We start from the raw sequence: 23294 nt of genomic DNA on the forward strand, positions 1-23294 counted from the left end.
GCATTCGGCAATACTGGCAATACATTAGTTAGACTGAATTCTACGGGTTAATACTCCGCAGCTCCACAGCAATCCCGATTTCCTTGAATTGTCGGTCGGGAGAAGCTACCGTCTCGCCAAGCCATCGTGCAGCTAGGCACAAGTTTTTGGCTGATGACTGGAGACAAGAGCAACAGAAGAACTGAGAAACAGAGGCAGCTTTTGACTGGTTACTTCCTGGATGCCACATCGCGTTGGCACAGGTGAGCAAAAACAAAGAAAATCATGTACGGGCAGCTAGTCATGATACGACGAATGTTGAGTTATTTCACTAAGGGGCAAGGGAGAACTTGCACCAGTTATCTTTATTTGCACCAATCTACTCAACTCCACCGGGAGTTGGTATCGAGTGGATAATTTTTTTAGGAAAATTTGTGAGAGATTAACCATAAGAGAAGGTTCTTTGGCGAAGGGCACTTGGCTCTATCTCCCAAAATGCTTTTAACCTGGCAAGCGAGTCTTAGCCCTATATATGGCCACGGGTTTGAAATCATCCACACTAGAACTTCTGAAGCGCTTTAATCGGGCGTTTCCTCAGTTCTACGAGCAGTTTGTCAGCAGTGAGATTCAGCTACAAAACTTGAGGCTTGCCTATCGGCTCTATAAAACCACCAGAGCGGTTATTGAGCTGAAACCCGAAGGCAATAAAAGTGCCCTACATTTTGCTTACCGCAACCAATCTTTTCTGCTAAGTGATATTTTTGGGGTTCTGGCTGCATACGGGCTGACCATTCACAGTCTCAGTCTATATGGTCAAATCGCTCCTCCGATGCTAGTTTTCATCAAACTGGTGGTGTCTCGTGGCAGCAAAGCACTGACAGACAAAACCTCGGAAAATGTCTGTCGCGCCATTCGGGAAGCTTTGGCTGGGCGCTTTGAAGTAGAAGAGATGCTGGCAGTGGAATTTAATCTGGATGCCGGTTTGGAGCAGGTAGAAACGGAATTTTATGTAGACCCTGTTTTCCATCTTCCGGCGCTGTTAATTGAGGCGGATAACCAACCGGGTCTGTTTTATAAGGTGATGTACGCTATCTGGCAAGAGGATTTGCTGGTGGTCAATGCCAATTTGCTAGTCTGGCGAGGACGCACCCGCTTGATTCTTTACTTATTGGGACCGAACGAAAGTGTGATTCCGGAATATTTAGGTCAAAAAATTGCTGAAAGCGTGCGTCAGCGATTGCTAGGGCGCAGATTTTAATGTTTAGAATGTTTAGCCATTAGTCTTTTGTCCAATAGTCCTAACTTTACGCTTCTCGAAGCGATCGCGCCGACAAGCAGACGTTTCGTAAGGCAGGGGTAAGCCATGACCAATAACAATGACTTCTTGACCAATCTGGTAGAACTTCGGGATAGGATCAAAATATGGCAACTATCGAAATCCTGGGAGTTCGGCACACCTACGATTTGACGCCTCCCATTGCATCATCTACCCCTGTTTTGGTCTTTATCCACGGCTGGCTCCTCAGCCGTCGGTACTGGCAACCCCTGATTGAGCAGATAGCACCAGATTATCAGTGTTTGTCTTACGACTTGCGGGGGTTTGGTGATTCTCAGCCTCTAGATAATTATGGGTTCACCCGTCAAGAAATGTCGGTGCAGAGTCGGCAAGTCGTCGGCGAGAGTCAGCAAGAGGAGAACTTTCTTCGCTCTTCAGAGCCTCTTACGTTGAGCCTCTCGAATTACACTCCAGCTGCTTATGCCAAAGAAGTCGGTATTTTGTTGCAGAAGCTGAATATTTCTAGTGCTTGGCTGATTGGTCATTCGTTGGGTGGCAGCATTGCCCTTTGGGCGGCAGACCAGCAACCTGATTCTGTTAAGGGGGTCGTCTGCATTAATGCTGGAGGTGGCATTTATCTGAAGGAGGCCTTCGAGCGATTTCGGGCTGCGGGTCAGCAGCTTCTGAAACGGCGTCCCCATTGGCTGTGCTATGTACCGGGGATTGATTTGCCTTTTACACGGGCGCAAGTGGCGCGCCCAATTGCTCGGTGCTGGGGACGACAGCGACTGATTGATTTTATTACGGCTCATCCGGAAGCGGCGCTGGGGACTTTACTGGATTCGACGACGGAAGCGGAGGTCAATCGCTTACCGCAGGTGGTGTCACGGCTAAAACAGCCGGTTTATTTTATTGCTGGTGCTAAAGATAGGGTAATGGAACCGAAGTATGTGCGGCACTTAGCAAGCTTTCACCCGTTATTTCAGGGTTGTGGTGAGAACGTGATGGAAATTCCGGACTGCGGACATCTATCGATGGTGGAGCAGCCAGAGGCAGTTGCTACCGAAATTCGCAATATTATAGCTAATTGTCCGGATTCTAGCAACTTCGCTTAAGGTAGATGTTTTGTTGGCACCATAAATCTTTAAATTTTATTAAGATTAAAGGGGTGCCTGCTAAAAAACGATATTGATTTTCGCTTCTTAGATTTTGACTGCGATCGCGATGAGCGCTCCCAGAAGAGTAGTAATTAGTCTGAGTGGCAAGGGAACAATCAACTGATGAATCTAAGGCTTTCCTGATACTTGTGCTGAAATTATGATCGATCCAAAACAGACTATTCAAATTTCTTCGGAGTTGACTGACGAACATCTGCTGGCTATCTGCGAGGCAGCCGATGTAATTGCTTGCGAGTGTCCTAGTTATTTGGTTCGGCTTTTAAATGATGTCAGAGAGTTTCGCCGTTACACAAATGAGTGTATTGAGCGCTTTCCCTCGGATGCAGAGACTCATCATTGGCTCAGCAGTCGGGCGAATCAGGTAGAAATGCTGCTGTCTTTAACAATTTATGAGCTTTTGCAGAAAGAAAATCTTTTAGATGAGAATAATCAGCTGAATTTGCAGCAGCTTTCAGACAGAAACCGGGCGATCGCGCTATCCAAAGTATTGCATCCTTACTCATCAAAATGATCGAGAGAATCGACTGATTTAAGGTTTGTTTAGAAATTGCGCGATCGCTTTGTCTGAAAAATATTGCATCCTCGCGCCTCAAAACTGGATGCAAACTTCTACTGTGAAGTTTGGTAAAGCTGCATAACATTAGTAATTGGCAGCCGGGACTGAACGCCCAAAGTCAATCGGGAAGTATGACCCCGATTCAAATGATCGGCGGCAGCACAGGCAATCATGGCGGCGTTGTCAGTGCAGAATTTTAGCGGGGGGAATAGCACCCGCAGGTTTCGCTGTGCAGTAGCGACTTGCAGGTGTTTTCTCAGCCCACTGTTGGCGGCGACACCGCCACCGATGGCAATGGTATCAAGACCGTAGTCGAGGGCGCAGGCGATCGCCCTTCGCGTCAGACTTCGCGCTACGCTTTCCTGGAAACTCGCCGCAATGTCATTCACTGGCAGCGACGGAGATTCCTGCTGCAACTTTTGCACCAGTCGCAGCACAGCTGTTTTTAAGCCACTAAAACTAGAGTCATAGGGATGATAGCCGCCCCCTGGCACCCCGACATTCCCTTCCGGCAAAGGATAGGCTTGCGGATTCCCCACTTGGGCGAGTTGGTCAATCACCGGCCCACCCGGATAACCCAGATTTAACAACCGCGCTACCTTATCGAAGGCTTCACCAGCGGCATCATCGCGGGTTTCTCCTAGTGTCTCGTACACACCACAATCTTTTACATAAATCAAGCTGGTGTGTCCGCCCGAAACCAGCAGACATAAAAAAGGCGGCTGTAAAGAAGGTTCGCTCAAATAAGTAGCGTATATGTGGCCTTCCAGATGATGGACTCCGACAAACGGTTTCCGATGGACAATCGCAAGAGTTTTGGCAGCCGTCAGCCCCACCAACAAGGCCCCCACCAAACCAGGGGCGCAGGTTGCCGCAATACCATCAATTGACGCCCACTCCATCTGCGCTTCTTGGAGTGCTTTGTCTAAACAATTGTTAATTATTTCGACGTGTTGACGGGAAGCAATTTCTGGCACAACCCCGCCATACTGCCGATGAACAGGGATTTGTGAGGCGACGATGCTACTGCAAATTTGACGATTCTTTACGATCGCTACCGCCGTTTCGTCACAACTTGTTTCAATCGCTAATACTGTTGACATTCACTGGTACTTTAATATATCGATACATGATTGCTTCCGTACAAACAATGACCTTGTTTTGTACATAAAAGTTTTCGTTTTGTAACAAAAGGAAACAATCCCATGAAACGATTGTTGGCTTTGATTTTTGCCCTTTGTATTTGGTTTAGCGTTGCCCCAACGGCATCGGCTGATAACGTATCGGGTCTGGTGCCATGCAGCCAGTCCAAGGCTTTTCAGCAACGTGCTGCAACCGCCCGCAATACCAACTTCGACCCCGATTCAGGGCGCAAGCGTTTTGAACGTTATTCTCAGGCAATGTGTGGCCCAGAGGGTTTACCCCACTTGGTTGTAGATGGTCGCCTGGATCGTGCCGGTGACTTTATCATTCCCAGCATTCTGTTCCTGTATATTGCGGGTTGGATTGGTTGGGTTGGTCGTGCCTATATTCAATCGGTGAAAAAAGAGGCAAACCCAGAGTATAAAGAAATCCAACTGGATGTTCCCCGGGCTGTTGGTTTTATGCTAAGTGGCTTCACTTGGCCTTTGGCAGCAGTCAAAGAATTGCTCACGGGTGAATTGACTGCAAAAGAAGATGAGATTCCTGTCTCAATTCGCTAGTTACGTTGAATTATTGACTGTTTTGGAGAATGATTCATGCAGTATTTCCTCAAGTATCTTTCCCTAGCTCCGGTTCTGGCTATTGTGTGGCTATCCCTTCAGGCTAGTCTCTTGGCTGTCTTTATCTACATTTTCCCCGACCTGCTTTTCCATCCAATGCCGTAAAGATCGCAGGATTTTCAAGACTGGTTAAAAAATGCTGTATCAAACGATAGAAGCATCTCCAGTTTTAACCCAACGATAATTAGTGGCACTAGCTCATCAAAAGGTGAAGAAATTATGCAAGTGCAAGCAATAAGCGACTCGAAAGATCGTCGTAACGACCCCAGAAATCGGGAAGTTGTCCATGAAGCTGGCGATCCGCAAATTGGCAATTTAGCAACGCCGATTAATTCTTCCGGTTTCACAGAGGCTTACATCAATAACTTGCCAGCCTATCGCAAAGGGCTGTCACCCGGACGCCGAGCATTAGAAATTGGTATGGCTCATGGTTATTGGTTGATTGGTCCCTTCGCCAAACTGGGTCCTCTGCGCGATACAGATGTCGCGAACCTGGCAGGTTTGCTGTCAACGGTTGGCTTGATTATCATTTTGACGATTGGGCTATCCCTCTACGCTTCTAGCAATCCCCCCAACCCCACTAAAACGATTACCACGCCCCGTCCTCCAGACGCCCTCAATAGTCAGGAAGGCTGGAACGAGTTTGCGAGTAATTTTCTGATTGGTGGAGTTGGTGGTGCGGGAATCGCCTACCTGCTGATTTCCAATTTGGAACTGCTTCAAGGTCTGTTCAAAATTGGGTAGTAGCAGTAGCGATCGCTAGCTTGGAAACACCTGTTATACAAGTCTTCTAGCGTTCGTTACGACTGGCTTACCACTGCGCGTCCACCCATCTGTTTAACCAGAAATGCGTGGCGTCGTGGCTGAGGCAAACCACTGACCAACCGTTTTCTTGCCACCAGGCAAGCGGTTATCTGAAACTCCTCACTTCGCTTTGAATCAAGAACCCTGCCCATGCCGTGAGGGCAGGGTTCTCTGTTTGTGCATGAGGGCGATCGCATTTATCCTGAGTAAGGTTGGAAAAAGAGGGACTTTAGAAGTTATGGCGCGTCTAGCACTGCTGAGTGTATCTGATAAAACTGGGCTAATCGACTTTGCCCGTCAGTTGGTTGAAAAATTTGAGTTTGATTTAATCAGCAGTGGTGGAACGGCTAAAGCCCTTAAAGATGCTGGGCTACCCGTGACAAAAGTTTCGGATTACACGGGTTCTCCGGAGATTTTGGGGGGGAGAGTCAAAACCCTGCATCCCCGGATTCATGGCGGGATTTTGGCGCGTCGGGATGTGCCCCAAGATTTGGCAGATTTGGAGGCGAACCAAATTCGCCCAATTGATTTAGTGGTAGTAAATCTTTATCCTTTTGAGCAGACGATTGCGAAAGCCGAAGTCACATTGCCGGAAGCAATTGAGCAGATTGACATTGGTGGTCCGGCGATGATAAGGGCTTCTGCAAAAAACTTCCAACATCTAACAGTTTTGTCCAACCCAAACCAGTACGATGCCTACTTGCAGGAATTGCAGCAACAGGGCGGGGACGTGTCCTTTGAGTTCCGTCTCGCTAGGGCACGAGAGGCGTTTGAGCATACGGCGGGGTATGACAGGGCGATCGCGACCTATCTCACCCATCAATCCCCTGTCGAGGCGCATACATCGCCCCTACCCACCCAATTTGACCTTTCTGGACAACAGTTGCAAGCTCTACGATATGGGGAAAATCCCCATCAACCTGCCGCATGGTATCAAACTGGGGCAGTTGCGTCTGGATGGGCGGCGGCGACTAAACTTCAGGGAAAAGAACTGAGTTATAACAACTTAGTGGATTTGGAAGCAGCGCGGCGGATTATTGCTGAGTTTCCCGATACCCCAGCAGCGACGATTATCAAGCACAATAATCCCTGCGGCGTAGGTTTGGGCAATAGCTTGTCTGAGGCTTATGAAAAAGCTTTTAATGCTGATTCGGTTTCGGCTTTCGGTGGGATTGTGGCGCTAAATCAGCCGATTGACGCCTCCACAGCGACAGCACTGACCAAAACATTTTTAGAATGCGTCGTGGCACCGGGATGCGAACCAGAGGCACAGGAAATTCTGGCGGCTAAGTCTAAGGTGCGGGTTTTGACTTTGCCAGACTTGGCGGCTGGGCCAGAAAATACAGTTAAGGTTATTGCCGGTGGTTTCCTCGTCCAAGCTTCTGATGACGTGGTGGAAAACGCCAGCCAGTGGCAAGTCGTCACAGAAAAGCAACCAACGCCAGAACAACTGGAAGAATTACTATTCGCCTGGAAAGTTTGCAAACACGTTAAATCTAACGCGATTGTTGTAACGCGCGATCGCACTACTTTAGGTGTGGGTGCTGGGCAAATGAATCGCGTCGGTTCGGTCAAAATTGCCTTAGAACAAGCTGGAGAAAAATCCTCAGGTGCCACGCTTGCCAGCGATGGTTTTTTCCCCTTCGATGACTCGGTGCGGACAGCAGCGGCGGCGGGAATTGTAGCGATTGTTCAGCCGGGAGGCAGCCTGCGCGATCAAGATTCGATTAAGGCTGCTAATGAGCTTGGTTTAGTGATGGTGTTGACAGGTATCCGTCACTTCTTGCATTAAGTAGTCACAGAAAGAGTCAGAGGGAGGTAGCGATCGCCGGGGTTCAGATGCTTTATCGCGATCGCTCACCCTTTTAACTACTGCTGTGCATTTCTAAAATCAATCATTGTCTGGCGATAGGGATCTGGCAATCCGGTGTCATAACACTTACCGTTGACAATATATCCGGTCATTCCCTCTTCCTGTTGCAAGTGATCGAGACAGGATGTTAACTGAAATTCGCCTTTTTCGTCCCGGAAGTTGTTTTGAATATTATTTTCGAGAAATTCAAATATTTTCGGTGTGAGTACATATAAACCGAATATACATAAGAATTGATCTTCTGCCATTCCCTCTACACGAAGATGCTGGCGTGCATACTCAATTGTGGGCTTTTCTGCAAGTTGAGTTACTGAAAGGATTGAGTTTGATTCCTGCCAAATTCCGGTAACACAGCCAGATTTATGAAGGCTTTCTGCTGGAAGTGTCGTTAAACTAACAACACTTTGATTAACTTGTTTATAAGCATCTAAAAGTTGACCTGCACATGATGTTTCAGTGTCCGATGAGTAAACATGATCGCCCAGCATCAGCAGAAATGGCTCATCTTTCACCCATTCTTTGGCACAGAATACAGCATAACCATAGCCTTCTGGTTTGTCTTGATTCAAAAATTTAATTTTGCTGCCTAAATCTTGTAGATACTGGCTATATTCCTGATTTTGCGGCGATAATTTTTTGAAAAGTTCGCCTGGAGGTGGAGCTTTAAAGAACTCCTCAAAAAGTGCGCGATCGCCTGGTTGCACTACAATCCCGATTTCTTCTATACCAGCGCTGATGGCTTCTTCCACAATTGCTAGAATTACCGGCTTGGCACGACCCTTTCGATCGATAATCGGGAAAAATTCCTTTTTCACCGCCTTGGTAGCTGGAAATAAACGAGTTCCGAAACCTCCGGCTGGAATGATAGCTTTGCGAACTTTGCGTGCATGAAGTGTTAGCTTTAAACCTTGCATTTTAGGAAAATCCCGTTCAATAATTTCAATGACTTTTTGCTGGCTTTCTTCGTCTTTAACGATAAATTGTGCTGTACCATCCCCTTGCGAACCAACACCTTTCCCTCCCCAAATGTAGGGCTGAATGGGTTCATAATCAAGGATTTTATGCAGGATGGGAGCTGTTAATTGCTCAGGACAGATGGGAATTAGATGCTTATCAAATTCGGTTTGTGCCTTTTTCATCAAAATACCAATTTGTTCAGCATCTCCTTTTTGCAAGGCGTCTACTGCTTCTTGAGTAATTTGAGAACTGATGGAGCCAAGATATTTCTGGACATTCTCTTGGACTTCGTTACTGGCGAAAGGATAACACTGATTCAAGTTACTGAGTATTTCTTGGGTATTTTTCCCAGCACCGAGATCCACGATTACAAAGAATAGGTTTTTGGGCACTTTTAGTTCAATAATATCCAAGCGTGAAGCGAAGCTATCGCCGCTAGGCGAATCGCCATCAAAAACCATCAGGATCGGGCGATCGCCATAAGCACACGCTTGATCCATCCGTCCGCAGCGAGAAGGCGTTGTAATCTCCCCCAGATAAGCCAACTCCATTTCGTCTCGGAGGGTCATCTTTAAGTCATACACGCGATTGAAAGCACGAGCTACGAGGACGCACAACGCAGCACTGGAGGACAGACCTTTCTTAACTGGCAAATCTGTCAGATAATTGTCGATTTCCAGTCCGCGCACTCGGTAGCGAGCCACAAATTGGTAGGCAACGCCAGCGGCATAACTAAAGAAATCACCTTTTTCAGCTTCGGCAAGCAAAACCTCGGCGTCCATCGGCAGAGTCAGCGTTTTCCGGGTGCCGTCACTCAGGGAAGCGTGAAAAATCAGATGAGTGGGATGAGGCTTAACCTCGGCATAAAGCCCCTGATTAGTCCCGACGATCAGCGTATAGCCTTTTTCTAAATTCGGATTGATGCGGCGATAGTCTCCCGCCCAATCGCTGTGTTCGCCAAACAGACACAGGCGACCTGGAACAAAAATTTTCATAAATTTCATGCTGCTATCTTCGCACCCTCTAGTAATAAACTACTCTGGGTGGTGAGCAAGCGTTGAAGCGATCGCTCTTTTTATCTACGCGATTTATCTACCGCGATGATTCGGCTTTTTGCACCCCGTTGGGTATCGGTACCAGTCAATACATCGCATCGACTGGTTAAAATTGCTCTGAAGCTAGGGAGAAAGCCCAAAGATAGTTTCTTCAATTTTTCAACATCGAAGAGGAAACGTTTATGCAATCGGCTCCACAGCAGCCTAACGTCCAGGATGTAAAAGTTCAGCTTCTCCTAACGGGAGGGCATGAGTACACCATTTATCTCAAGTCAGATTCACCCGTACTCCACAGTCTGCTGAAGACAATTGTGGCTCAATCCCAAAAGCAGGAAGCGGTATTTTCTTGTTTGTTTCAGATTCCCATTAATGAGGGTCATGCGGCTCTGTCTTTTTCGAGCGATCGCTTGGTTGGTATCGTTACGGAACCGCCCCTGTATGTGCAACAAAACTTGCCGCCAATAGAAGAGCCACCACCTCAATCTGTAGATTTTTTACCAAATATTTTACCTTCTGAATATGTGCAAATTGATAATTTCTTAACCTTGGAGGAAAAGAACCGCTTACTTAATTATGTTTGGGAACAAGAGTCAAACTTTGTTTCTACTAGCACTTCAACAAACGAGACTGACTATCGTCGCTCAATGGTTCTCTATTACTTCCCTGAATTTTCTGAATTGGTAGTCAATCGAATTAAAGCGATTCTCCCAAATGTCTTCAGAAAGCTAGGGATACCTTCTTTTAAAGTTTCCGATATTGAAAGTCAGTTAACTTCCCATAATGACGGGAATTATTTCAAAATTCATAACGATAATGGCAGCCCTGAAACTATCACTAGAGAATTAACTTATGTTTATTACTTTTATCGCGAGCCAAAACCCTTTTCTGGTGGAGAGTTACTGATTTACGACAGTAAGGTGGAAAACAATTTTTACGTACAATCAGACTCGTTTAAAACAGTTGAACCGAAAAACAACAGCATTGTGTTTTTCCTGAGCCGCTATTTACACGAAGTGTTGCCTGTGGTTTGTCCTTCTAAAGCTTTCGCAGACAGTCGATTCACCATTAATGGCTGGGTGCGTCGTCAAGTAAATAATGCGTAACGACTAAAGTCGCAGCTACACGAACAAAGACCGCCTTTGCGGTCTAATATCAAGTCCGGTTAATTGACCATTTAAAGAATTAGCCTGTCTCCGTCAGGCTACGTTTTTGTAGCTGCATCCTCCAGGGTCTAGATAAATTCTGGTAAACGTAGAATACTCCCAGTGTATACGCGACGAAAAAACGCATACTATAAGGCTGATGTGCATTTCCAAATGCAGATTTGTTTAGTTATCTTCTGGGGATGGATTAAAGCAGGAATGCTTCCAAATGCGAACCTTTTTTACCGTTGGGGTTTGATAATTTGGCAGGGTATTTTCGCGCATAAAGTAAATAGAAAAGGTATCAAGCTGCTGTGACCCTTGGTGCTGAGAATTCCAATTTCGGCAAAGATATCGCCCATAGTAAAGACGATATTTGGAATTGTCCTTGCTCCAAAGATTCATCATGTATTTGCGCCAACGCTCGTTTGGATAAGTCGCAGACACAAGACGTGGTTTTTCCCAGCTTACAGGTATGCCATTTTTAAAAACATCTATTTCGGTGCCATTTTTAAGCTGACCTGGAATGACATACCAGCCATCATCTTTAAGTGGATAGGGAGCAAACATACTCCATTTTTGGTCTAATCTCAACACAAGCGTCACCCAATTAACCACGCTTGGCAGCTTAAAGATAGAGGGAGCAATTGTCCTGAGATTCCACAAAGAGACGCAAAGCAATAAGAGGAAGGCAATAATATCTGTTAACAACGAAGAACGCACTTCCAGAGGACGAAACTTTAAAGGAGTCGTGACTTTAGAGGCGGCGCGGCGATTGTTGGCAATAACTTCGTAGACTTTCGTACCCACAGACAAGACAGGACGCCATTCCAACAAGGGACTCAGAGGTCGAAGTAAGGGTGATAGGTGACAGACGTAGGCGATCGCTTTAAATTTGAAATGTTTGTATCCTTCCCAATCGACCACTACCCAGGAATTGTGAGTTTTCATGTCCGCGAAAATTTCCGGGTCATCCTGAGCTAAAAGCAGTGGCGTTCCTGGCAATACTAAGAAGGTGCGGATCAGGTATACCGTCTTTTTACAGAAACCACACTCTCCGTCATAGTAGATTTTGAGTCCCTGACGTTGCGGAGTTTGCAGGCGCTGAGAGATCCCATTCCAAAACTCGCTAGGGATGAAAATTAGCCAAGCGATCGCGCTAATAAACGGAAAAAGACCCAGCGTTAGTCCTAGTCCAAAACCGAGATGTAACAGGATAAATGTCGCCACCGCACACAAGCGGAAAAAGCTGGTACGGATGGGGATGAACAGTAAAAATGGCCCTAATAACTCAATCCCCAGCGTGGTGTAGGTTAAAAAGACGAGCAGTGGCGGCGGAAATCCTAAGAAAAATTGACCGATGGGGGTCGCAAACTGATCGATGCTCAAGGCATAATAAACGGCGCTGCCTTCTTTCCACCAGATCGGATCGGACTTCAGCGCCCATGTAAACCAGTAGACAAAGCAGATTTGTAGTGTCAAGGCGACCGTTGCACCGGACAAAATGCGCTCCGGCAAAGCTTTTGAGGATGAATTGAGGGCGCTATCCACCGAATAAGACGCCCCTAACGGCAAAAACATTGCCCAAAATAGCAACAAGCGAAATTCGATGTCTCCAGCACTGAGTACCATCGGGTTTCGACTATGAAGGGAAACCAAGAGTGCCCAGGATACGATAGTGACAAATCTTGTCCGATAACCGATTAACAGTGCAAAGGCAATAAATCCAGCAAATAAGAATAGAAAACTTTGAAATAAGGCTTGTCCGCTGAATAAATGTACTGACCAAAACCAAGAATTTAAAAATTGTTCAACCAGTGGGGCGCGGGGAAGGATGCCAAAATCAGTGTAATGAGCTTTGAGATCCTTAGAACGATTAATCAGATCGGTAACGACGAGCAACGCTAGACCGATGCGAAACAAGGCGAGCGATCGCAAGTCCAAGCCAAACAGTTCCTCTAGCTTCCTCTCAAAGCCACTTTTAAATTTTTTCTCCTTGGAGAACATAGAACCTTAGCCCCTTAATTGACAATTCGGTTATAACTAAAATCTCTATAAAAGTCGCCAAAATCGCCATTCATTATCCAAATTACAGTGCCACCGATACAGAAGCACCTGGTTAGCAAAAATTAGGGTTGGAAGTTCAACTAAACTTCCAACCCCCATCGCTTACCGAAACAATGACTATTTAATCAATGAATGGTTTAGTTAGATTTCCGACGGCGTACTACTCTCAGTCCTCCAACCATTAAGGCTAGAGCTGCCACAGTGCCTGGTTCTGGTACCTTTGTTGAACCACCGTTGCCGCCGCCAGTACCGCCGCCAGGGGCATCCGGCTTATTCACAAAAGATTCACTTTTACCGTCGCTAAAGGCTTGGACGTGGAAACCAAGGCGTAGAGAACCGCTTGTCAAATCGTTAAAGACATTTTGTAACGTGTTTCCTGACGTTAAATCAAAGAATATGTTAACGAATTCTCCCGGATTTACCCCCATCGATGATACTGGCGTCTTAGCATCTACCACGAAATCTTCTGTAAATTTGACATTATTTCCTCCTGGTAGATTCCCTTTCTTCGCCTCGGAGAACGATACCCCGTCACCACTGTCAGTGATCGACGTGATGGACTTCAAAACGGTAGAATTATCGAAGTAAATTTGGGTAATCGAAGACGCAGCTTGCCCCACGTTACTGAACTTAAACATTACCTGGTTAGATGTAAGATTCTCTCCACCGCTAGCGTCTAGAACATCTACGAACAGCTGAGCTTCCCCAGTTGCCGCGTTCATGGCATTATTGCTAGTAATGTTTTCAAATCCAAATCGAAAGGCTTGTGCCGAGCTTGGCATCAAAAAAGAGGATGTAATAGCAATGCCAGCTGCTGCTAGAACGGAAGGTAAAAATGAAGTTACTTTCATCGATGAAATCTCCTTGGTTAAGACACAAGATTAAATTGGCGTTTGTAGATAAGGCTTTTTCTTTAGCTCTGCATACTTCACGCTCAGCCAATGTACGCAATATATCAGTGGCTCCTCTAAGCCACAATAGATTCTCAGTACTTTCTCGATATCTTTAAATAAAATGGCGGCGTTCTTTATCGCTACTTCATGATTCTACTGATGAGGATTTTACTTATTTTATTTACCTAGTTAAAACGAAGCTGTTTGTTAGTTTCTAATTTAAAGCAAAGTGTTTGTACTGAGGCTTTATAATAAATCTATATAAAAATAGATTATGTTTATATTTTCTTAAAATTAAATATCAGGGTTTATACGTAACTTATTGATAGCTTTAAATAGATAGGCATTTTTCTTTATCGTTCCTTTATAATTTATGAGGATTCCACGTAAATGATTGATGTTTTTTAAGAAGGCGATCGCTGTTTTTTACTGCGAGATTTAAAGCGGTTTCATCTCTTGCGCCATCCTCAAACAGATAGAACACCCTAGACTCGTTTGAGTTCCCACTCGTGTTGTGTATTTAAGCCCAGATGATTCTTGTGTAGCCAGTTCTGGCTAGTTACCATCGGTTGCCGAGGCAGTTTCCAATACGATTCACGAAGAAGCTAAAAATTCAAAGCAAAGATAGGTTGAATTAAGGAGCGAAGCCTAACAAAAGCTTCTGTGTGTTGGGTTTCGTTCCTGAACCCAACCTACAAATACACGGAGATGGCGCGATCGCTCACACCGATCCGGGTGCTAAAACGATCCCTCAGCTTGCTACAGGGAGTGTCGTCTTGATTCAGCGGCATTGCAGGGGAAGCCGTTATGGAAAAGTAGCATTCCACACTAATTGATGTGCTATTTACCGCTTAATATTGATTCGCAGAGATTTCTACAACAAATGCTGTAAGAGTGCTGGGCACGCGATCGCGTGTCGCCGCCTTGCACTCTACTTCCTTACTCCTTGGCACCCTTTACAGGCTTTTAAGCATTAATCTACAGCTCCAGATGCTTTGAGCGATCGCGCGATTTCCCGGTTTCGATTCATTTGGGCGATCGCCAAAGCCGTGTAGCCACCCCGGTTTTTCAAATTCACATCCGCACCAGCTTTCAGCAATACCTGCACGGCATTCGCATGACCCCGCTGGACCGCCCACATTAAAGCAGTCGCACCCGCGTCATCCTGAAGATTGATATCCGCTCCCAACGAGAGTAGCCCTTGCATCACCCCCGCGTGCCCCTGCTCAGCTGCCTTGATTAGCGCACATTTCCCGTCATTGGTTCGTGTATTAGGCTTAGACCCACCCTCCAGCAGCACTTTCACCGTGTCAGCGTGCCCCTGCAATGCTGCCACGGTTAACGCTGTCTCACCCAGATTCCCCGCGTTAGAATTCGCGCCCTTTCTTAACAGAGCTTCTACAATCGCCGTCTGACCATGCAATGCTGCCACCATCAAAGCGGTATCGCCCAGCTTATTTCGCGACTGGACATCCGCCCCTCGGTTGAGGAGAATTTCTACAACATCACCATGACCTTCGACAACGGCAAAGTTTAAAGCGGTCTCATCATCTTTATCTTTGGCATTGATATCCGCGCCGCGATCGAGTAGCGCCGTCACAATATCCGTGTTAGCGATCGCTGCCGCAGCCATCAACGGGCTTCCGCCATCCGAGTTTTGAGCATTCACATCGGCACCGCCCTCCAGCAATGCTCTCACTACCTCCGGATGAACTCGATCGATTGCTAGAGTTAAAGCCGTTTCACCTTCTTTGTCTTTCGCATTCACATCAGCGCCTTTCGCTAACAACCGCTGAGTCACTTCTAAACGACCAAACTCAGCAGCTTGTATCAGGGGGCTTCTGCCGTCCTTGGTTTCGGCATTTGCATCTGCCCCTCGCTCTAACAAAACCTGCACCGTCTCAGCGTGTCCGAGTCCAGCAGCGAGAAATAAGGGAGAGACACCATCATTCTCTCTCCTTCCATTCACCTCAGCACCGGCATCTAACAAAGCTTGCACCACGCTAGCTTTGCCCTCCTGCGCTGCCAACATCAAAGCCGTATCCTCAACGTTGTCTTTGACATTAACTTGGGCACCCGCATCCAGCAAGATTTGCACCACCTCAACATGACCTTTCAGCGCCGCCACCATCAGCGCTGTGCTGCCATCCTCGTTGGCGGCATTCACATCAGATCCTTTGGCAGCTAACATTCTAACTACGTCAATCTGATTCGCTGCCGCCGCTATCATCAAAGCCGTCAGACGATATCGTTGTCTAAGTTGATTGACGTTTGCACCAGCCTCCAGTAAAAGTCTGACAATCTCGGTGTAGCCGTTCTGGGCGGCAAACATCAAAGCAGTAGTGCCCTCCCGGTCTGTCGCACTGACATCAGCGCCAGCGGTGATTAGCGCTTTTACCCGCTGAATTTCTCCCCGCTTCGCCGCCCTAATTAAGTCTTGATTTGCACTCACCGCTGTTGCCCGATCCCCTCCGCAGCATTGCCAACTTCACCTCAAATTATACTTTTGAGAGGAGGGTGTCGCTTAACCCCCAAGCTTGGAGAGAATAAAGGCAACGAGGAAGCCAACAACGGTGATTAGTCCAGCAAAATCATGGGCTTGCTCGAAAGCTTCTGGAATCATGGTGTCTGATATCATTGCCAGAATTGCGCCTGCTGCCACGGCGGTAGTTGCGGCGATAATTTCTTCAGAGAAGTGACTGAAGATGACATCGCCCAAAAGCGCTGCGATACCAGAAAGAATCGCGATCGCTGCCCACACGCCAAAGATATAGCAAGCTGAACGACCTGCTTTCTTCATGCCAGCGGCGCTGGAGAGTCCTTCGGGAAGATTCGAGAGAAAAACGGCTGCTACCGTCACCCAGCTAACAACTCCTCCTTGAATCATGCTGACGCCAATCGCAATTGATTCCGGAATGCCATCAAGCAGGGCACCGATAGCGATCCCTAAACCGCTCCCACTCGCCTCCTATAAGAGATTTTTGTTGGTTGCCAGAGCGCTTGCGATGCTTGGCACCCTGATAATTCAGATACCAGTTTGCTCGTGTGTAGACAGCAGCACCGCTTAAGAAACCAATTGCTGTTGAATCGAAGCCACCCCGCTGATAAGCCTCATCCATTAGCTCAAAAGATAGCGTCGAAATTAGCACCCCGGCACCGAAAGCCATCACGGCTGCGATCGCTTGCGGGGAAATTCGCACAAAATATCCCAACCCGGCTCCGAATAGCAACGCCGATCCACCCACCAATCCCCAGAAACCTGCCTGTAACCAGACTGGCAACATCAGCTGCCCTCCTTCAGAAATTCCTGCCCTGCAATGTTTAACAGATTTTCTACTACTCAATCATCTGAGGTTATGGCGCGGTAATGACGACTACCCAAAGGTAGACAGCCATTATGATAAGTTTTATAAAGTTCCTTAATGAGCCGAATCTTATGAGCTTGGAAATCCCCGTATCGATTAAACCCTGGCTTAATTTTATTCACCCCGCCTTGATGTGGGTGCTACTGGGCACATCCCTCTATGCCCTATATCTGGGCATTCTAGTCCGACGCACTCGCAGTGCTGAAGGGGACGCCAAAAAAGAGCTAATCAAAGGCAGGTTTAACGTCCGGCATTACCAAGTTGGTTCATTGCTGTTGGCGTTGATGGTGATAGGCACGCTTATCGGCATGGGCGTTACCTATATCAATAATGGAAAACTCTTTTTCGGGCCTCACCTGCTGGCAGGTTTAGGCATGACGGGGATGATTGCAGTTTCTGCTGCACTCTCTCCGTATATGCAAAAGGGGCACGATTGGGCACGTTACAGCCACATTTTTTTAAATATTGTTCTTCTGGGGCTGTTTGGCTGGCAAGCTGTGAGCGGTGTAGAAATTTTGCAGAGAATCATCAGCAAGATGTAGCCTTTGGGAGGATGCTAATGGCTAATTGCTATTAGCCATTAGCCATTAGGGATTTAGCCATTAGCCCTTTTCTTGGCTTTTTTAGGCACGGGCAAGCCCAGACTGGTATGAAAGTCTTCCTGGACTTTGGGGGTGAGAGACTTAGAAACTTGTCGCACAATTTGAGCCAAGAGGCGATCGCCCGTATTTTGAATCACAGACTTAGGCAACTTGTGAATAAACTTGGGAAACTGAATATAAACGGACAAGTCCAGATGCCACTCAACATAGGTGATCGCAGATACCTGATGTGGGGCGAATCTATCTGCCGGTACTTCCACTAATGTCATCGCCGACTCATAGTCAACGTCATAGCCTGGAGTCACGTAATTCGGAACGGGTACTGTCCGAACTCGATAAACACCTTGATCCCGTGGCAACAGTTCTAAGCCAATTTTTGGCTCCACCTCATAACCAAACGCACCAAAACGCCCGATTACCAAAGCGTAACCATTCTCTCCTAGGGGTTCTACTTGCATGGGGTGAGCGCAGCGGCAGAACCAACCGTGGTGAGTATCTAGATACTTAGCAACCGTTTCGGCATCGGCATACATCTCCATGCAGCTCTCAAAGTGAGTATGAAATCGAGTCGTTTCATTTGTACTCGCGGCTTCTATGGCTGCGTTGTCGGCATCCATGAGACTGGATACTGGATTCAACATTCCTGAGTTAACCTCAAACGGTACCTCAAACGGTTGACGATCGTAGAATTGCGACTGCATCACCTGCTCTCCTGCGCTGGTTGCCGTTTTTCTATATACAGGATTCCCACAATGGGCTGAATTGTTTCCATAAATTCTAATTCTTCAACAAAAGACGACAACGCCTTTGAGTTTCTACAATTAAAAAGTTAGAGTTTACTGCCAACCAAAAAAAATTCTCTGTCCACTCAGCATAGCTTGCGATTCTAAAGACTGGACACGTGCAATTTACGGAGAAATGAATGAAAGCATTTGTAGCAGGGGCAACGGGTGAGACAGGTCGTCGGATTGTACAAGAGCTGGTGCAGCGGAATATACCTGTTCGGGCGTTAGTTCGAGACATCGAAAAAGCTAGACAGATTCTACCAGATGCCGCTGAATTGGTAGTTGGCGATGTTCTACAGCCAGAAAGCCTCTCTTCTGCCCTAGGTGATAGTACGGTTCTACTGTGCGCCACGGGTGCTAGCCCTGGCTTTGACCCGACTGGACCCTACAAGGTGGACTACGAAGGCACTAAAAATCTAGTGGATGCCGCCAAGGCAAAGGAAATCGAGCATTTTGTGCTGGTTTCTTCAATTGGTGCTTCTCAAGTTTTGCACCCACTGAATCTATTCTGGCTAGTTCTGGTGTGGAAGAAGCAAGCAGAGGAATATATTCAGAAAAGCGGGTTGACCTACACAATTGTGCGACCGGGAGGCCTCAAAAACGAAGAGAACTCAGAGCCAATCGCTATGTACAAGGCTGACACTCTGTCTTTAAGTGGCAGCATTCCCCGTACTAAGGTCGCGAAGGTGTGTGTTGAAGCGCTATTTCAACCATCGGCTCGCAATAAAATTGTTGAAATCATTACCAAGGCAGAGGCTCCTGAAAAAAGCTGGGAGCAGATGTTTGCCAGTGTGGCCTAATTATGTTCTCAGCCATCGGGCGTTTTCTCGCCGGGATGTTTTCAGCGATCGGGAGTTTTCTCATCGGGATGCTGAGCATGACGGCGGTGCTGTGCTTGTTGCTTTATCTTAAAGACTGGGAGCATCTGCGCGATCGCGGCTTCTCCTACGGAAACTCGTCGGTGGCTCCACTGAACGGAAACGGTACCGCTCCCTTGGCAATGCAAGGGGGCGATCCTTATATCCGTGCCTTGATGCGGACAATTTCTGCTAGTGAAGCAAATGTTGCCCAGCCTTATCGGGTCATCTATGGCGGTCAGTATGTCCAAGACCTCAGCCAGCATCCCCAGATGTGCATCCCGATTGGTGTTGGCCCTAATACGGGAAAATGTTCTACTGCTGCTGGTCGCTATCAGATGCTCAACACGACGTGGCTTGAGAAGGCTCAGCGCTATCACCCGCAGCCTTCAGAATTTATGTTTTGGCACTCTTATAGCTTTGAGCCACAATTTCAGGACGCTGTAGTTTATGCGTGGCTGAGCGACCGGAAAGCCTGGAAAGTAGACATTTCCAAGTTGCTGCGCCAAGGGAAACTAAAAAAGGTGTTGCGGCTGCTATCTGGCACTTGGACAAGTCTGGGCTATGGGATAGAAACCAACTCTATGAGTGGGAAGTTGCCAGAAATTTATGAGCAAATGCTAAAAGAAGAGCTACAAACTTTTGGATAAAAAACCGACGCGAGTGCGGGTTTCCAAATTTAATCTAGTTCCGTGAACTTTAGTATCCATCACACTCTTCAGCTTGCCCTAAGATATCTTTCCCCTCATTGTTTGTAACGTAGACTTCTAGAAATTCATCCGAATCAGCAACGTTTTGCGGTTAGAAGAGGCAACACCTCCTTCTGGAGTTGACGTGTTGAAGAAAATCGGCGTAGCCATTACCACCAGCCCAATTAGAAAAATATGAGCGATTAAGTCAAAGGTTGTGAAACCTTTGCTTGTACTTTTTTTGAAACCGGGTAGTAAGCACAAAGCTGGGCGGTGGAGATTCATGGCGGACTCCAAAGGAGGTGAGGTCGAACAATCTATTACTATAGATAGTTGAATTAATAGACTGTTCCCACCGTTTTTTTAAGGGACTTTTGATGAAAGCGATCGCCTTTCTCCGTAGAAACCCTTGCTTTTGCTCCTTTTTTTCCGGACGTTGTTAAGTTTTTAAGAAAAAAACTTAACAACGTTTGCCAAAACAGTGATAATTTTCTTAAGCTTAAAAGCTCCTTGAGAGCTTGATGTCAGAGAAAAACCAAGTATTGATTAGCCAACATAAGTTTAAGCGCCTGTAAAGCTATTTTTCATAGATTTCTAAAGGTAATCCGTCTGGATCGCTAAAGAATGTAAACCGCTTGCCAGTCATCTCATCAAGTCTAATATCTTCTACCTGCACGCCTTGGTTTTGTAAATAGTAAACAGCTTCATCTATATTTTTGACAGCAAACGCTAAATGCCTCAATCCGCAAGCTTCAGGGTGACTTAATCTTTGAGGAGGATTAGGAAATGAAAAAAGCTCAATTTGATCGCCGCGACCAACTCTCAAATCTAATTTGTAAGAATTTCTTTCTTCTCTAAAGGTTTCTTGGATAATTGAGAATCCTAAAACCTCTACATAAAACTTTTTAGATTTTTCATAGTTAGAGCAAATAATCGCGGCATGATGAATTCCTATTGTTTCCATAAAATGAAATTCCGCACAACGGCAACCAATAAACTACATTTCTGATAATACTTTACTTCGGAAAAGGCAAATTAATAATTTAAACTAATTAAAGCTGCAAATTACCGTATTTTTTATAATATAAAATTGGTTTAAATAGCTATCATTTAGAATCTCGCCCCAGCCTCCTACCTAAAAGCGGAGGCGGGGTATTTATCATTTTGTTTGTAACATATAAATTTCTTAGCTTTCCTTTTTAAGCCCGATTGAGGGAGCGTTAAGGCAGCGCCTCAAAACCCAAATGGTATTTAGGGTAAGCATTACCTTAACAAATATTATTGAATTGATACAGGTTTAGCTAAAAACTGGCTAACTTTGTCAAAAAATACTCTTGGATTTTCTACATGAATATTATGCCCACAATTACTAATTAAATTAACCTTAGCTGCTTTACACAGTTTCGCCATTTCTGAGTTAATGATTCTAAACTTGTTATCATATTCACCCACTAGCAAAAGCATAGGGTTTTGGTTTTGTTTGAGCGCTTCCCATAAAGAAGGTTGGCATCCAGTACTCAAATTACTTAGGGACTTAGCCAATTCAAAGGGATTATTTTGTAGCCGAGACTCTATTATCTGCTCAAATTTCGGATGTTTTTTGAGAGAAACAAAAAGCGGCTGATGATACCAATTTGTTAAAAATTCTGAAAAATCAATCGTTACTAATTCCTGCGATAATTCTAGATCCCGCTGGAGTCGCTTCCATCGTTCCTCTTCGGTCTTCAACCCAGGAGATGCCGATTCCAAGACAACTTTAGGAAAACGTTCGGGGAAATGAAGGGTCAAATATAAAGCCAATCGTCCACCCATCGAATAGCCAACCAAAAAACATTTTTCAATGCTTAACTGTTCTAGCAGGTTGAGCAAAGCCTGGGCAGTATTTGCCATTTCATAGCACTCGTCTCCACCCATAACCTTAGTTTGTCCATGACCTGGAAGGTCAACAGCAAGACAACAAAATTGGTCAGACAAAAATGAGATAACTTGATTAAATTCGTTGCAGTCACCCATAAAGCCATGTAAAAACAGGATTATCGGTTTATCTGCGCTACCGCTCAAAGAATAGTGAAATTGATAATCAAACGTCATCCTCTACAACTGTTTACTCAAATCTGATTTGCTTAATCGTAATGCACGTCAGGATAGCGATCGCATCCTCTGTCACCAACACTACCAGTTGCGATCGCTATCCTGACTGGAGCTGCAAGCAATGCAGTAGAATTTATGCTGCTCTATTCGTTGGCAATTCCGACTCCGGAATTAGGAAGCTTTTGCTATCCCTGTGTACAGAGGCAATCGAACCGGGTTAACCGTGCGATCGCTTCCTCCAGCTTCTCCAACATAGTGCCATCACTAAAAACATTAATATATTTTATTACTTCTTATTTAAACATTAAATTGTCTTATTAGTTTTATTGGGAATTATGCTACGTTTCTAAAGTAAATATTAGGCTAATAAAAGTCAATACTATGACAAAAAATACTAACTATTCCTATCTCAGTGAATTCACATAATCAAGATATTTTGGTATATATTTAAATGTTATTGTTTTATTCACTGATTATTGTTATTTTTAAGGTTGATTTTTTGCTAAATTTTTTAAGCAAAAAACAAAGTAATTATTCTATTTTTTAATTTTATCAAAATATATTCATATAAAAATATATTTTATTTTTAGTCGTTACTAATACCAATCGTTGGTTCTATTAATTTAAACAAATTAAAAAAAGCAGTCTATGTTAACTAATGCCGATAGTTTATAATCATGCTTAATTCATTTTAAATCGATCCCCGTAGACTCGACAACCTGTAAAAGCTGATTTAAGCACAGTTTTATACAATATTGTGATAAATAAAGGTTTACGTTTAAAGCCAATTGCCAATCTATCGCATAGCTAAACATTTTCCATGTGTAAGCAACTTAGGAGGTGAATCAAAACGTATACAATGTTTAGAATTGTATGGCTTTCATTGTCAAGAAAAATCAAACTCGCTTTTTTACATTTAGTAAAATAAACAAGAAAACTATATTATCTAAAGGCTCTTTATTAAAAGAGCTTTAACAAAATTAAAAGTTGTAAAAATGTAATAATCGTACTTCCATCTATGCTAAAAAATACCTCTAAAAACATTAAATTCTGAAAATTTGAAACATCAGCATTTACAAGCATTTGAGAGAACAAAAATTGAAGGATCGCGAGTCCTTTCCTAAAGAGATGAGACAGCAGCTAGCTTCTTACTTGTGGTACTCTCACAAATAGTTGAGCTGAAAGAATTTGCGAACTTTTCATAGTAGTTGCCTTTATGTCTTCGCGTCTCTTGAGCAAAAATCTCAAATCAGCTCTTCCCGACGTGTCGTAGATGTTCGCTTCTTCATTTCAGCCACAACCGCCACCCCGTCATGATTGTCGCTGTGGTTTCAGATATCAATTTCATAAACTGCCGAGGGA

The 23294-nt window shown here is 45.3% G+C and carries 23 protein-coding genes and 1 pseudogene; 13 read left to right on the forward strand and 11 right to left on the reverse strand.

The window, feature by feature from the left end; all coding sequences use genetic code 11:
- Nucleotides 1–511: 511 nt before the first annotated feature.
- Entirely contained in the window at nucleotides 512–1237 is a 726-nt protein-coding gene (locus NC994_RS11765; protein WP_190414000.1) for a hypothetical protein, read from the forward strand.
- A gap of 12 nt (nucleotides 1238–1249) precedes the next feature.
- Here NC994_RS11765 and NC994_RS11770 read toward each other — a convergent pair whose 3' ends face one another.
- A complete protein-coding gene (locus tag NC994_RS11770; protein ID WP_190426434.1) occupies nucleotides 1250–1408 on the reverse strand; it encodes a hypothetical protein in 159 nt (52 codons plus the stop codon).
- Between NC994_RS11770 and NC994_RS11775 the strand changes: the two genes are divergently transcribed.
- Nucleotides 1402–2370 carry an alpha/beta hydrolase gene (locus NC994_RS11775; protein WP_190438078.1) on the forward strand — a complete coding sequence of 323 codons (969 nt, stop codon included), beginning with the start codon at nucleotides 1402–1404 and terminating at the stop codon, nucleotides 2368–2370. The two genes, NC994_RS11770 and NC994_RS11775, sit on opposite strands and share 7 nt — an antisense overlap.
- 202 nt (nucleotides 2371–2572) lie before the next feature.
- On the forward strand, nucleotides 2573–2944 hold the full coding sequence (locus tag NC994_RS11780; protein ID WP_190413995.1) for a hypothetical protein: 372 nt from the start codon (nucleotides 2573–2575) through the stop codon (nucleotides 2942–2944).
- A gap of 98 nt (nucleotides 2945–3042) precedes the next feature.
- Here NC994_RS11780 and tsaD read toward each other — a convergent pair whose 3' ends face one another.
- Nucleotides 3043–4092, reverse strand: a complete 1050-nt coding sequence (gene tsaD, locus NC994_RS11785; RefSeq protein WP_190438081.1) for a tRNA (adenosine(37)-N6)-threonylcarbamoyltransferase complex transferase subunit TsaD — start codon at nucleotides 4090–4092, stop codon at nucleotides 3043–3045.
- A 102-nt stretch (nucleotides 4093–4194) separates the two neighbouring features.
- On the opposite strand from tsaD, the gene NC994_RS11790 reads away from it, so the two are divergent.
- The 4 genes from NC994_RS11790 to purH all read left to right on the forward strand — a co-directional run bounded on the left by NC994_RS11790 (nucleotide 4195) and on the right by purH (nucleotide 7348).
- Complete coding sequence (locus NC994_RS11790; protein ID WP_190413990.1) at nucleotides 4195–4692, forward strand: Photosystem I reaction center subunit III; 498 nt, start codon at nucleotides 4195–4197, stop codon at nucleotides 4690–4692.
- 36 nt (nucleotides 4693–4728) lie between these two features.
- The gene (locus NC994_RS11795; RefSeq protein ID WP_190413988.1) at nucleotides 4729–4857 is read left to right on the forward strand and encodes a photosystem I reaction center subunit IX; all 129 of its coding nucleotides are present in this window, start codon (nucleotides 4729–4731) and stop codon (nucleotides 4855–4857) included.
- Nucleotides 4858–4971: 114 nt separating this feature from the next.
- Nucleotides 4972–5496, forward strand: a complete 525-nt coding sequence (locus NC994_RS11800; protein ID WP_190413986.1) for a photosystem I reaction center subunit XI — start codon at nucleotides 4972–4974, stop codon at nucleotides 5494–5496.
- Between the two features lie 298 nt (nucleotides 5497–5794).
- On the forward strand, nucleotides 5795–7348 hold the full coding sequence (gene purH / locus NC994_RS11805) for a bifunctional phosphoribosylaminoimidazolecarboxamide formyltransferase/IMP cyclohydrolase (RefSeq protein ID WP_190438083.1): 1554 nt from the start codon (nucleotides 5795–5797) through the stop codon (nucleotides 7346–7348).
- Nucleotides 7349–7425: 77 nt separating this feature from the next.
- Here the strand turns inward: purH and NC994_RS11810 are convergent, their stop codons facing one another.
- Nucleotides 7426–9381 carry a sugar phosphate nucleotidyltransferase gene (locus tag NC994_RS11810; RefSeq protein WP_190438087.1) on the reverse strand — a complete coding sequence of 652 codons (1956 nt, stop codon included), beginning with the start codon at nucleotides 9379–9381 and terminating at the stop codon, nucleotides 7426–7428.
- A 242-nt stretch (nucleotides 9382–9623) separates the two neighbouring features.
- Between NC994_RS11810 and NC994_RS11815 the strand changes: the two genes are divergently transcribed.
- Nucleotides 9624–10544 carry a 2OG-Fe(II) oxygenase gene (locus NC994_RS11815; protein ID WP_190438090.1) on the forward strand — a complete coding sequence of 307 codons (921 nt, stop codon included), beginning with the start codon at nucleotides 9624–9626 and terminating at the stop codon, nucleotides 10542–10544.
- Nucleotides 10545–10769: 225 nt separating this feature from the next.
- Here the strand turns inward: NC994_RS11815 and NC994_RS11820 are convergent, their stop codons facing one another.
- Together NC994_RS11820 and NC994_RS11825 are read right to left on the reverse strand one after the other, a co-directional pair.
- Nucleotides 10770–12590, reverse strand: coding sequence for an HTTM domain-containing protein (locus NC994_RS11820; RefSeq protein WP_190438091.1), 1821 nt, complete (start codon nucleotides 12588–12590; stop codon nucleotides 10770–10772).
- Nucleotides 12591–12787: 197 nt separating this feature from the next.
- Nucleotides 12788–13501 (reverse strand): PEP-CTERM sorting domain-containing protein, encoded by a 714-nt coding sequence (locus NC994_RS11825; RefSeq protein ID WP_190438093.1) that lies wholly within the window; start codon nucleotides 13499–13501, stop codon nucleotides 12788–12790.
- 707 nt (nucleotides 13502–14208) lie between these two features.
- Between NC994_RS11825 and NC994_RS11830 the strand changes: the two genes are divergently transcribed.
- A complete protein-coding gene (locus tag NC994_RS11830) occupies nucleotides 14209–14379 on the forward strand; it encodes a hypothetical protein (protein ID WP_190438095.1) in 171 nt (56 codons plus the stop codon).
- A gap of 137 nt (nucleotides 14380–14516) precedes the next feature.
- Here the strand turns inward: NC994_RS11830 and NC994_RS11835 are convergent, their stop codons facing one another.
- Together NC994_RS11835 and NC994_RS11840 are read right to left on the reverse strand one after the other, a co-directional pair.
- On the reverse strand, nucleotides 14517–15995 hold the full coding sequence (locus NC994_RS11835; protein WP_190438097.1) for an ankyrin repeat domain-containing protein: 1479 nt from the start codon (nucleotides 15993–15995) through the stop codon (nucleotides 14517–14519).
- 72 nt (nucleotides 15996–16067) lie between these two features.
- A pseudogene (locus tag NC994_RS11840) lies at nucleotides 16068–16827 on the reverse strand (ZIP family zinc transporter).
- A gap of 152 nt (nucleotides 16828–16979) precedes the next feature.
- Between NC994_RS11840 and NC994_RS11845 the strand changes: the two are divergent.
- Nucleotides 16980–17450: a DUF4079 domain-containing protein gene (locus tag NC994_RS11845; protein ID WP_190438099.1), complete on the forward strand. Its 471-nt coding sequence runs from the start codon at nucleotides 16980–16982 to the stop codon at nucleotides 17448–17450.
- 53 nt (nucleotides 17451–17503) lie between these two features.
- Here the strand turns inward: NC994_RS11845 and NC994_RS11850 are convergent, their stop codons facing one another.
- On the reverse strand, nucleotides 17504–18127 hold the full coding sequence (locus NC994_RS11850; protein WP_347275925.1) for a DUF1997 domain-containing protein: 624 nt from the start codon (nucleotides 18125–18127) through the stop codon (nucleotides 17504–17506).
- 305 nt (nucleotides 18128–18432) lie between these two features.
- Between NC994_RS11850 and NC994_RS11855 the strand changes: the two genes are divergently transcribed.
- Both NC994_RS11855 and NC994_RS11860 read left to right on the forward strand, forming a co-directional pair.
- The gene (locus NC994_RS11855; protein WP_190438101.1) at nucleotides 18433–19095 is read left to right on the forward strand and encodes an NAD(P)H-binding protein; all 663 of its coding nucleotides are present in this window, start codon (nucleotides 18433–18435) and stop codon (nucleotides 19093–19095) included.
- Nucleotides 19096–19097: 2 nt separating this feature from the next.
- Complete coding sequence (locus NC994_RS11860) at nucleotides 19098–19802, forward strand: glycoside hydrolase family protein (RefSeq protein ID WP_242030442.1); 705 nt, start codon at nucleotides 19098–19100, stop codon at nucleotides 19800–19802.
- A gap of 117 nt (nucleotides 19803–19919) precedes the next feature.
- Here NC994_RS11860 and NC994_RS11865 read toward each other — a convergent pair whose 3' ends face one another.
- From NC994_RS11865 to menH, 3 genes are all read right to left on the reverse strand, one after another.
- Nucleotides 19920–20126 carry a hypothetical protein gene (locus NC994_RS11865; protein ID WP_190438104.1) on the reverse strand — a complete coding sequence of 69 codons (207 nt, stop codon included), beginning with the start codon at nucleotides 20124–20126 and terminating at the stop codon, nucleotides 19920–19922.
- A 292-nt stretch (nucleotides 20127–20418) separates the two neighbouring features.
- The gene (locus NC994_RS11870; protein ID WP_190438107.1) at nucleotides 20419–20805 is read right to left on the reverse strand and encodes a VOC family protein; all 387 of its coding nucleotides are present in this window, start codon (nucleotides 20803–20805) and stop codon (nucleotides 20419–20421) included.
- 314 nt (nucleotides 20806–21119) lie between these two features.
- Complete coding sequence (gene menH, locus NC994_RS11875) at nucleotides 21120–21932, reverse strand: 2-succinyl-6-hydroxy-2,4-cyclohexadiene-1-carboxylate synthase (protein WP_190430316.1); 813 nt, start codon at nucleotides 21930–21932, stop codon at nucleotides 21120–21122.
- A gap of 41 nt (nucleotides 21933–21973) precedes the next feature.
- Between menH and NC994_RS11880 the strand changes: the two genes are divergently transcribed.
- A complete protein-coding gene (locus NC994_RS11880; protein WP_190438111.1) occupies nucleotides 21974–22153 on the forward strand; it encodes a hypothetical protein in 180 nt (59 codons plus the stop codon).
- The last annotated feature ends 1141 nt before the right edge of the window (nucleotides 22154–23294 follow it).

Source organism: Trichocoleus sp. AS-A1 (assembly GCF_039962015.1).
In the GTDB taxonomy this organism is placed as follows: domain Bacteria; phylum Cyanobacteriota; class Cyanobacteriia; order Cyanobacteriales; family FACHB-T130; genus FACHB-T130.

Coding starts and splice junctions, on each gene's coding strand:
- NC994_RS11765 (WP_190414000.1), top strand. CDS start 512: ATGGCCACGGGTTTGAAATCATCCACACTAGAACTTCTGAAGCGCTTT.
- NC994_RS11775 (WP_190438078.1), top strand. CDS start 1,402: ATGGCAACTATCGAAATCCTGGGAGTTCGGCACACCTACGATTTGACG.
- NC994_RS11780 (WP_190413995.1), top strand. CDS start 2,573: ATGATCGATCCAAAACAGACTATTCAAATTTCTTCGGAGTTGACTGAC.
- tsaD (WP_190438081.1), bottom strand. CDS start 4,092: ATGTCAACAGTATTAGCGATTGAAACAAGTTGTGACGAAACGGCGGTA.
- NC994_RS11790 (WP_190413990.1), top strand. CDS start 4,195: ATGAAACGATTGTTGGCTTTGATTTTTGCCCTTTGTATTTGGTTTAGC.
- NC994_RS11795 (WP_190413988.1), top strand. CDS start 4,729: ATGCAGTATTTCCTCAAGTATCTTTCCCTAGCTCCGGTTCTGGCTATT.
- NC994_RS11800 (WP_190413986.1), top strand. CDS start 4,972: ATGCAAGTGCAAGCAATAAGCGACTCGAAAGATCGTCGTAACGACCCC.
- purH (WP_190438083.1), top strand. CDS start 5,795: ATGGCGCGTCTAGCACTGCTGAGTGTATCTGATAAAACTGGGCTAATC.
- NC994_RS11810 (WP_190438087.1), bottom strand. CDS start 9,381: ATGAAAATTTTTGTTCCAGGTCGCCTGTGTCTGTTTGGCGAACACAGC.
- NC994_RS11815 (WP_190438090.1), top strand. CDS start 9,624: ATGCAATCGGCTCCACAGCAGCCTAACGTCCAGGATGTAAAAGTTCAG.
- NC994_RS11820 (WP_190438091.1), bottom strand. CDS start 12,590: ATGTTCTCCAAGGAGAAAAAATTTAAAAGTGGCTTTGAGAGGAAGCTA.
- NC994_RS11825 (WP_190438093.1), bottom strand. CDS start 13,501: ATGAAAGTAACTTCATTTTTACCTTCCGTTCTAGCAGCAGCTGGCATT.
- NC994_RS11845 (WP_190438099.1), top strand. CDS start 16,980: ATGAGCTTGGAAATCCCCGTATCGATTAAACCCTGGCTTAATTTTATT.
- NC994_RS11850 (WP_347275925.1), bottom strand. CDS start 18,127: ATGGATGCCGACAACGCAGCCATAGAAGCCGCGAGTACAAATGAAACG.
- NC994_RS11855 (WP_190438101.1), top strand. CDS start 18,433: ATGAAAGCATTTGTAGCAGGGGCAACGGGTGAGACAGGTCGTCGGATT.
- NC994_RS11860 (WP_242030442.1), top strand. CDS start 19,098: ATGTTCTCAGCCATCGGGCGTTTTCTCGCCGGGATGTTTTCAGCGATC.
- NC994_RS11865 (WP_190438104.1), bottom strand. CDS start 20,126: ATGAATCTCCACCGCCCAGCTTTGTGCTTACTACCCGGTTTCAAAAAA.
- NC994_RS11870 (WP_190438107.1), bottom strand. CDS start 20,805: ATGGAAACAATAGGAATTCATCATGCCGCGATTATTTGCTCTAACTAT.
- menH (WP_190430316.1), bottom strand. CDS start 21,932: ATGACGTTTGATTATCAATTTCACTATTCTTTGAGCGGTAGCGCAGAT.
- NC994_RS11880 (WP_190438111.1), top strand. CDS start 21,974: ATGCACGTCAGGATAGCGATCGCATCCTCTGTCACCAACACTACCAGT.